Origin of the sequence: Anaeromyxobacter oryzisoli, from assembly GCF_022690765.1 — a bacterium.
Classification (GTDB): domain Bacteria; phylum Myxococcota; class Myxococcia; order Myxococcales; family Anaeromyxobacteraceae; genus Anaeromyxobacter; species Anaeromyxobacter oryzisoli.
The window spans coordinates 53,457-62,363 of the sequence record NZ_JALCZA010000004.1; the positions used below are offsets into that span (position 1 = coordinate 53,457).

General features: G+C 72.6%; 7 protein-coding genes. 1 reads left to right on the forward strand and 6 read right to left on the reverse strand.

Annotation, left to right across the window (positions count from 1 at the left end):
* Positions 1–32 precede the first annotated feature (32 nt).
* The 6 genes from MNZ27_RS02215 to MNZ27_RS02240 form a co-directional block, all read right to left on the reverse strand.
* A complete protein-coding gene (locus tag MNZ27_RS02215) occupies positions 33–3,122 on the reverse strand; it encodes an efflux RND transporter permease subunit (RefSeq protein ID WP_242392389.1) in 3,090 nt (1,029 codons plus the stop codon).
* Between the two features lie 8 nt (positions 3,123–3,130).
* Positions 3,131–4,459 carry an efflux RND transporter periplasmic adaptor subunit gene (locus MNZ27_RS02220; RefSeq protein WP_242392390.1) on the reverse strand — a complete coding sequence of 443 codons (1,329 nt, stop codon included), beginning with the start codon at positions 4,457–4,459 and terminating at the stop codon, positions 3,131–3,133.
* Positions 4,456–5,682, reverse strand: a complete 1,227-nt coding sequence (locus MNZ27_RS02225; protein WP_242392391.1) for a TolC family protein — start codon at positions 5,680–5,682, stop codon at positions 4,456–4,458. Before MNZ27_RS02225 ends, MNZ27_RS02220 begins: the two co-directional genes overlap by 4 nt.
* Positions 5,683–5,793: 111 nt before the next feature.
* A complete protein-coding gene (locus MNZ27_RS02230; protein ID WP_242392392.1) occupies positions 5,794–6,120 on the reverse strand; it encodes a hypothetical protein in 327 nt (108 codons plus the stop codon).
* A 3-nt stretch (positions 6,121–6,123) separates the two neighbouring features.
* The gene (locus MNZ27_RS02235; protein ID WP_242392393.1) at positions 6,124–6,543 is read right to left on the reverse strand and encodes a response regulator; all 420 of its coding nucleotides are present in this window, start codon (positions 6,541–6,543) and stop codon (positions 6,124–6,126) included.
* Positions 6,540–7,199 (reverse strand): RBBP9/YdeN family alpha/beta hydrolase, encoded by a 660-nt coding sequence (locus tag MNZ27_RS02240; protein ID WP_242392394.1) that lies wholly within the window; start codon positions 7,197–7,199, stop codon positions 6,540–6,542. The genes MNZ27_RS02235 and MNZ27_RS02240 overlap by 4 nt, the downstream gene beginning before the upstream one ends.
* Before the next feature lie 178 nt (positions 7,200–7,377).
* Between MNZ27_RS02240 and MNZ27_RS02245 the strand changes: the two genes are divergently transcribed.
* Positions 7,378–8,793 (forward strand): pyridoxal-phosphate dependent enzyme, encoded by a 1,416-nt coding sequence (locus MNZ27_RS02245; protein ID WP_242392395.1) that lies wholly within the window; start codon positions 7,378–7,380, stop codon positions 8,791–8,793.
* Positions 8,794–8,907: the final 114 nt, after the last annotated feature.

Below are 8,907 nucleotides of genomic sequence, written 5' to 3' on the forward strand. Positions count from 1 at the left end.
TCGCTACGATGGCTCGTGAAGAAGCCGCCGTCTCATCGATCCGCTCTCGACCCCGCGAGAGACGCACCTGAGCGCCGCCCCGCGACGACCACGTAGAGCGTCGGCAGCACGAGGAGCGTGAGCAGCGTGGAGGTGACCAGCCCGCCCATCACGACGACCGCGAGCGGCTTCTGGATGTCCGCCCCGGAGCCGGTCGCGTAGAGCATCGGGAGGTGCCCGATGAAGCTCGTGAGCGCCGTCATGAGGAGCGGGCGGAACCGCAGGTTGCAGCCCTGCTCCACCGTGTCGGCGACCGAGAGCCCGCGCTCGCGGAGCTGCCTGAAGAACGCGACGAGCACGACGCCGTTCTGCACCGCGATCCCGAGGAGCACGATGAACGCGACCGCCGCCGAGACGGAGAGCGGCATCCCGAAGATCACGACCGCGACGACACCGCCGACGAGCGCGAACGGGAGGTTCAGGAGGACGAGCGCGGCGTACGGCACGGACCCGAGCGCGAGGTAGAGGAGCAGGAACACGAGCGCGAGCGCGACCGGGACGACGACCGCGAGGCGCTTCATCGCGCGCTCCTGGTTCTCGAACTGACCGCCGAGCCGCAGGTAATAGCCAGGGGGCAGCTCCTTCTCGACTCCCTGGATGCTCGCGCGAACGTCCTTCACGAAACCGCCGAGATCGCGGCCGCGAACGTTCGCCTCGACGACGACGCGGCGCATGCCGTTCTCGCGGCTCACCTGGGCGGGCGCCTCGACGAGGTTCACCTTCGCGAGCTGCGCGAGCGGAACGCGCTCGCCTTCCGGGCCAGGGACGAGCAGCCGCTCGATCTCATCGATGTCCCGGCGGCTCTCCTCCGGGAAGCGGACCGTGACCGCGAACCGGCGCTGACCCTCGATGAGCGTGCTCGCCTGTTGGCCGCCGATCGCGGTCTCGATCGTGTCGTTCACGTCGCCGACCCGGATGCCGTAGCGGGCGGCTGCCTCGCGATCGATGTCGAGGTCGTACTGCGGCATCCCTGACACCTGCTCGACCTTGACGTCGCCCGCCCCCCGGACGCCGCCGACCGCGGCGCCGATCCGATCGGCGAAGCCCTTCAGGACCTCCAGCTCGGGGCCGAACACCTTCACCGCGAGGTCGCTCTTCACTCCCGAGATGAGCTCGTTCACGCGAAGCGCGATCGGCTGCGAGACCGAGATCCGGAGCCCGGGGACCTCGGCGAGCTCCTTCCGCATCGCCTCGACGAGCTCGGTCTTGTCGCGCCCGCTCCTCCAGGCGCGGTGCGGCTTCAGCATGACGAACACGTCCGTCTGCTCCGGCCCCATCGGATCCTCGGAGATCTCGGCGCGGCCGGTCTTCGACACGACCGTGTCAACCTCGGGGAACTCCCGCAGCCGCTTCTCCATGTAGCTCGCGACGTTCACCGATCCGGCGAGCGACGCGTTCGGCAGCCGGACGACGTTGATGGCGATGGACCCCTCGTCGAGCGGCGGCATGAACTCGGTCCCGATGAGCGGAACGAGCGCCGCCGACACGACGAGCACCACGGCGCTGATTCCCAGGGCCCTGCGCGGGTGCGCCACCGCCCGGCGGAGGAGGTTCAGATAGCCTTCGTGGAAGCGGCGGACCAGCCGGAACTCCTTCTCCGGGGCCTGCTTCAGCAGCGTCGCGGAGAGGACGGGGATCACCGTGAGCGCGACGACGAGCGACACGAGGAGCGCGATGAGCATCGTCGTCGCGAGCGGGGCGAACATCTTCCCCTCGATCCCCTGCAGCGCGTAGAGGGGCACGAGGATGACCGCGATCACCAGCACCGAGAAGGCGACGGGTCGGGCGACCTCCCGCACCGCCATCGCGATGACGTCGTGCCGGCTCCGCTTGGGATCCTCCGCGAGGTGCCGCCGCGCGTTCTCGACCACGACAATCGATGCGTCGACCACCATGCCGACCGAGAAGGCGAGCCCGCCGAGCGACATGAGGTTCGAGGTGAGCCCCGCCCAGCCCATGACGATGAAGCTCACCAGGAACGTGAACGGCAGCGAGAAGAGGACGACGACCGCCGTCCGAAGCTCCGCCACGAACAGGAACAGGACCAGGATGACGAAGATCCCGCCCTCGAGCAGCGCGTCGACGACGGTCTTGATGCAGGCCTCGATGAGCGAGGTGCGGTCGTAGAAGACGCTGATCCGGGATCCCTTCGGCACGGTCGTCTGCGCGCGGTCGATCGCGTCCTTGACGCCCGCGACCACGTCCTTGGCGTTCGCGCCCTTCAGCATGACCACCATGCCGGCGACCGTCTCGCCGTTGCCGTCGCGGGTGACGGCCCCCTGGCGCGGCTCGGCCCCGATCACGACGTCGGCGACGTCGCGCAGGTACACCGGCGAGCCGTCGAATGCGCCGAGGACGATCCGCTCGATGTCCGGGACATCGCGGAGGAGGCCCACGCCGCGCAGGTACGTCTGCTCCCAGCCCGCGACGATGACGCCGCCGCCGGCGTTCCCGTTCGACCGCTCGATCGCCTCGGAGACGTCCCGAACGGTGAGCCGGTACTTCACGAGCCGGTCTGGATGGACGAGTACCTGGTACTGCTTCACCTCGCCGCCGAAGCTGTTCACCTCGTTCACGCCGGGGATGGGCCGGAGCTGCGGCGCGAGGATCCAGTCCTGGATCGTCCGCAGGTCCATCGGGGAGAGCCCCTCCCCCTCCAGTGTGTACTGGAAGATCTCTCCCAGCCCGGTCGAGATCGGGCCGAGCTCCGGCTCGACGCCGGGCGGGAGCTGCTCGCGCGCGGCGGCGAGCCGCTCGAAGACCACCTGCCGCGTCCAGTAGGTCTCGGCGCCGTCCTCGAACACGACGACGACCTGGGACAGCTCGGCCTTCGAGAGCGACCGCACGGAGAGGACGCGCGGCAACCCCCGCATCGACTGCTCGATGGGGAAGCTGACGCGCTGCTCGACGTCGACCGCCGCGAGGCCGGGCGCCTTCGTGAGGATCATCACCTGCGTGTTCGTCACGTCCGGATAGGCGTCGATGGGCAGGCGCGTCCAGGCGACCCAGCCGCCGACGGCGAGGACCGCCGTGACCGCGAGCACCAGGAGTCGATTCTTCAGGAGCCACTCGGTGATTCGCATCGTCGCCCCTAGTCCGCGCAGCCCGCGCCCATCTTCGAGCGCAGGACGTCCGACTTCAGCAGGAAGGCGCCGTCGCCCGCGAGCGTCTCGCCGCCGGACACGCCCTGCTTCACCTCGACCCAGTCCAGCCACTTCCGGCCGGGTTCGACCGGCCGCCGGACCCAGTAGTCGCCGTGGTGATGCACGAAGACGAACGAGCGACCCTCGTCCGAGAGCACCGCCGCCCTCGGAACGGCCAGCGCCTCTTCCTGCCCGGGCAGGAAGATCCGGACGCTGGCGAACAACCCGGCCCGGAGCTTTGCCTCGGGGTTGGCAGCAGCCACGCGCACCTTCACCGTCCTCGTCCGCTCGTCCATCGTCGGGCCGACGAAGTCGACCGCGCCCGGGAACGAGGCGTCCGGGAACGCCTTGACGGCGATCTCGGCGCGGAGCTTCCCACCGCGCTGCGCGTCGAGTACCCGCCCGAGCTGGTCCTCGTGGAGATCGGCCCACACCCACACCGAAGAGACGTCGCCCACCGTCACGATGCTCTCGTCGGGTTTCACGAGCTCTCCCGGCACCGCATGCATCTCGAGCACGATGCCGTCCGCGGGCGCGCGGACGACGAGCGCGCCATCCCCCGCGCTTCGGCCCACCGAGGCGAGCCGCTCGACGTCGCCCCGCGACACGCCGAGCCGCGCGAGCTTCTCCAGCGCGGAGCGGGCGTGGATCTGCGCCGTCTCGTGCTCCTGCCGCGCGGAGAGGTACTCCTTCTCGGAGGAGATCTGCTCCTTCCGGAGCTGCTCCTGGCGTTCGAAGCTGGAGCGCGCGAGCCGGGCCGCCGCCTGCGCCGCGAGGTAGTCGCTCTCCGCCTCGCCGAGCTGGATGCTCTCCAGCTCGACGATCGGCTGGCCGCGCCGCACCCGCTCTCCCAGGCTCGCGTGGGCCTTCCGTATGGTCCCCTCGATCCGCGGCGAGAGGTGGGTTACGTGCCGTTCGTCGAACCGGACCTCGCCCGTGAGCACGATCGGCGCCTCGACGCGCCGCTTCGAGACGCTCGCCTTCTTCAGGAGCCCGCCCTGGACGAGCTTCTCGGGCACGCGCACGACGCCGACCCCGTACCGGCACTCGTCACACTCGTACGTCTTCTTTCCGTGCTCGCAGACGTCCGCGAAGAGCTCGTCTACGGGACGGTCGAGATCGGAAGTCTTCTCGGCGCCGTGCTCCTCGTGCCGCTCCTGGCCCGCCACCTTCGCAGCGGCGTTCGGCTGGGCCGCATCAGCGTGTCCGCCTCCGCGGCACGCGAGCGAGATGACTGCGACTGCGACGACGAGAACGTTCAGGCTTCGAGGGATCATGGCAACTCCCGACCGGACAGCAGGATGAGCGCCCCGCACTCGACCTCGCGATCGCGGGCGCTGGAGAGGGCCGCGCGCCGGGCCTCGAGCAGCACCCGGCGCGAGTCGATGACGTCGAGGATCCCGATCTCGCCGAGCTGGAACGTCCGCTCGAGCGTGCGCGCCGACTCCTCGGCGCGGGGCAGGATGCGCGCCGTCTGGCGATCCGCGATGGCCCGAGCGCTCTCGCAGGACGCGACGGCCGCCGCGAGCGCAGCGCGCAGCGCGCGCCCCTCGGCGTCCGCGCGGCTGGCCTCCGCCGCCGCGGCGGCCTCGGCACGCTGGACGCGTCCGGACCTCCAGTCCCACAGCGGAAGCTCCACGCCGACCCGGCCGCCGACCGCCTCGCGGTCCAGCTCGCTCGCGTAGAAGGCGCCGAGGGAGATCCCGGGGATGCGCGACCGTCGCGCGACGGAGGCCTCCGCCCTCGCAGCCTCGAGCCGCGCGAGGGCGGCCCGGATCCGCGGGTGCTCCGCGAGCTCGCTCGGCGAGCCGATCCCGATCGACTCGGCGGGCGGCGGCGAGGGCGGGAGCTCGACACGCCGGATGTGGGGGAGCTTCAGCCACGCCGCGAGGCGGGCGAGCGCCCCATCGCGTGCCGCTCTTGCCGCCGCCACTTCGTTCCTCACCCGCTCCAGCTCGAGCTCGATCCGCGGGATCTCGACCGGTCGGCCTTCGCCGGCATCCACCCGCCGCCGGACGAGCCGCCCGAGCGCGCCGGCCTGCTCCTCGGACGCCTCGAGCGCCTCCACCTCGAGCTGCCCGTAGGCCGCCACGGTGTAGAGCCGCCACAGCTCCGCGGTGACCTCGGCGCGGAGCGCCTCGGCCTCCGCCGAGACCTCGTCCACGCTCGCGCGCGCCGCGTCGATCCCCGGCCCGCGCCGCGCGATCCAGTCGAGCGGGATCGAGAGCGCCAGCTCCCACTCGGCGCGCGCGACTGCGCCGTTTCGGGCCGATCCCCGCCCGGCCGCCGCCTCGAGCTCGGGGTTCGGCGGGGTTCGAGCGGCCCTGACGGCGCCCTCCGCGGCGTCGATGCGTGCCCGCGCCGCGGCGAGGCGCGGGTCGCGCGCGACCGCCGCGACCACGTCCGGCCAGCGAAGAATGTTCTCCTGCACGTCCTGGGGACGCGCGGGCGCTCCGTACGCTGCGAGGAGCGCGCACGCGACCCATCCCTGTCTCGACACCTTGCCTCCGGACACGAGCACGCACGACCAGGCCCGCGGCAGCGCGGGCGATCGGATACGCGGAGCGCCCGGGCACCGGCCCGGCGCTCGCGCGAGCGCGATGGCCTCGAGTCAGGCGATCGGAGGGCGGAACGGCCGCGAGGGCGCGCGCGCCGGCAGCTCGACCGCGCTCGGCGCCAGCGGGCGCTCGGGCTCGCCCGCGAGGGAGCTCACGACCACCTCGCTGGGCACCGCCGCCAGCGGCTGGCTCGCGCAGCAGGTGCAGCGATGATGCGTCGATCCGCAGCCGTGCTCGTCGCACTGCCGACCTGGATCGCCCCGATGCATCGCGCAGTGCGCCACGTGCCCGGTCCGCAGGCAGTGGACCACCGCCTCGCCGGCCTCCGCGAGGTCGGGGACGATGCCGTTCACGAGCACGAGGACGAGCAGGAGGCGCAAGGCTCATGGAGAGTATCCGGGTTGCCGACGCGTCGCAATCAGGCCGCGCGCGCTCGCGCCCCGCGATTCGGCCAGCCGGCTCACCAGCCGGTGCAGGTCCTTCACCACCAGCGGCGTGGACAGGTACGCGTGGACGCCGAGGTCGCGGGCGCGGCGCCGGGCATGCACGTCCTCCGCCGGACCGGCGAGGACCACGACCGTGCCGCGCAGCCGCGCGTCGGCCTGGATCGCGGCCGTGAGCGACAGCCCGTCCATCCGGTCGAGCGCGACCTCCGACACGACGACATCCGGCTCCCAGGAGTGCGCCCGGCGCAGCGCGGCCAAGCCGTTCAGCGCGACCTCCACCTCGTGTCCCCAGTACGCGAAGAAGACGAGGCACGTCGGCGCGAGCGCGCCGTTGCCGTCCGCGATCAGGATCCTCATGTGCGCTCCCCCTCGAGCCCGCCCGCGACGCGCCACGCCGGCGAGGCACGCCCGGAGCGCCGGATCTCCTCGAGGAGCGCCTCGCCGTCCGCCCACTCTCCGTGGCCGGACTCGGCGTTGATGTGACCGCAGGGGCCCGCGTCGAGGAAGCGGGCGCCCCACGCGTCCGCGAAGGCCCGGGCCCGGGCCAGCGTCGCGTGCGGGTCGTCGCGGCTGGCGACGACCCACGACGGGAACGGGAGCGGCTGGAGCGGCATGGGCGCGAAGGAGCGCAGCGCGGACGGTGCTCCGGGGCGCTCGACGTCGGCCGGGGCGACGAGCAGCGCGGACGAGACGCCCGCGGTGGATCCCCGGCGCGCCCAGTGCGCGACGAGGGCACACCCGAGGCTGTGCGCGACCAGGATCACCCGCCGGTGCCGGCGCACCGCTCGCTCCAGCGCCGACGCCCAGTCCCCGAGGCGGGGGCGATCCCAGCTCGCCTGCTCGACGCGGCGGAACTCGGGATGGCGGATCTGCCAGATGGTCTGCCAGTGCGTCGGCCCCGAGCCGTTCAGCCCGGGGACGACGAGCACCGTCGCGCCGGCCGACGAAGGCCGGGCGGCGCGCCCCGCACCCCAGGGCGCCATCGCGAGGTGATCGACCGTCTTCGAGGACATGTGTCCGTTATAACGGACGACCGCCGCGCGCACAAGCCTGCCTCGCGCTCTCGCCGCGCACGCCGTCGCGCCGCGCCCACGCCGGAGCGCGCGGCGGGGGTGCACGGGGGCAGGAGGACGCCAGGCCCTCATCCGCTTGACCGGAGGCGCCGCGGCCATCTAGGATCTGCTTTAGCGGATGAGAACCACCCCGTACGGGAGGCAGCGCGTGGCGACGAACTTCTCTTCTCCCTCGGAGGGCGCGCTCGCGCTCATCGGCGGGACGCCCATGGTCCGCGTCCGCCACCTCGACACGGGGCCGTGCGAGCTCTTCCTGAAGCTCGAGAGCGCCAACCCGGGCGGCTCGATCAAGGACCGCGTCGGGCTCTCGCTGATCGCGGCCGCGGAGCGCGACGGCAAGGTCGGCCCGGACCAGCGCCGGCTGGTCGAGGCGACCGCGGGGAACACCGGGCTCGGGCTCGCGCTGGTCGCCGCGCAGCGCGGGTATCACCTCACCCTCGTCATCCCGGACAAGATGAGCCGCGAGAAGGTGCTCCACCTCAAGGCGCTCGGCGCGGAGGTGGTGATGACGCGCTCCGACGTCGGGAAGGGCCACCCCGAGTACTACCAGGACATGGCCGAGCGCATCGCGCGGGAGGAGGGCGCGTTCTACGTGAACCAGTTCGGGAACCCGGCGAACCCGGCGGCGCACGAAGCCACCACCGGGCCCGAGATCACCGCGCAGCTCGGCGGGCGGCTCGACGCGATGGTGTGCGGCGTCGGCTCCGGCGGCACGCTCACCGGCCTGTCGCGCCACCTCCAGAGAGCCATCCCCGCCTGCGAGATGGTGCTCGCGGACCCGGCGGGCTCCGTGCTGGCGGACTTCGTGGAGCGCGGGACCATCGGGCAGGCCGGGAGCTGGGTCGTCGAGGGGATCGGGGAGGACTTCGTGCCGCCGTTCGCGGACCTCTCGCGGGTCCGCAAGGCGTACCGCATCCCGGATCGGGAGAGCCTCGAGACCGCGCGCGACCTGCTGCGCAAGGAGGGCATCCTCGCGGGCTCCTCGACGGGGACGCTCCTCGCGGCGGCGCTCCGCTACTGCCGCGAGCAGGATCGCCCGCGCCGCGTCTGCACCCTCGTCTGCGACTCCGGCAACAAGTACCTCTCGAAGATGTTCGACGACCTCTGGATGCTCGATCAGGGGCTCTCGGATCGGCCCCTCGTCGGCGATCTCACGGACCTGGTGACGCACCGCTTCGCGGACCGTGCGGTCGTCACCGTCGGCCCCGGGGATCCGCTCCTCGTCGCGCTGAACCGGATGAAGGCGAACGACGTCTCGCAGCTCCCGGTCGTGGACGGCGGCCGGATCGTCGGCATCGTGGACGAGTCCGACCTGCTCGTCGCCGCGCTGGACGACGAGCGCCGCCTCCGGAGCCCCGTCCGCGACGTCATGACGACGCGGCTCGAGACGGTCACCCCCGCGACGCCGCTCCACGAGCTGCCGTCGCTGTTCGCCGCCGGGCTCGTGCCCATCGTCATGGACGGCGACGCCTTCGTGGGCCTCGTCACGCGGATGGACGTGCTGGGCTACCTCCGCCGCCGCTCCGCGAGCTGACGCAGGCCCGATCGTCAGTGCGCGGGCGCGCCCGCCGCCTGCCGCCGCGGGGGGGGCGGGCGCCGGCCGGAGAGGCCCCGCGGGGGGGTGAGGGAGGGCGGCGGGGGTGTGGGG

What these genes read in the sequence shown, in the direction of transcription:
- MNZ27_RS02235 (WP_242392393.1), bottom strand. Translation starts at nt 6,543, where the DNA reads ATGAGGATCCTGATCGCGGACGGCAACGGCGCGCTCGCGCCGACGTGC.
- MNZ27_RS02220 (WP_242392390.1), bottom strand. Translation starts at nt 4,459, where the DNA reads ATGATCCCTCGAAGCCTGAACGTTCTCGTCGTCGCAGTCGCAGTCATC.
- MNZ27_RS02215 (WP_242392389.1), bottom strand. Translation starts at nt 3,122, where the DNA reads ATGCGAATCACCGAGTGGCTCCTGAAGAATCGACTCCTGGTGCTCGCG.
- MNZ27_RS02245 (WP_242392395.1), top strand. Translation starts at nt 7,378, where the DNA reads ATGAGAACCACCCCGTACGGGAGGCAGCGCGTGGCGACGAACTTCTCT.
- MNZ27_RS02240 (WP_242392394.1), bottom strand. Translation starts at nt 7,199, where the DNA reads ATGTCCTCGAAGACGGTCGATCACCTCGCGATGGCGCCCTGGGGTGCG.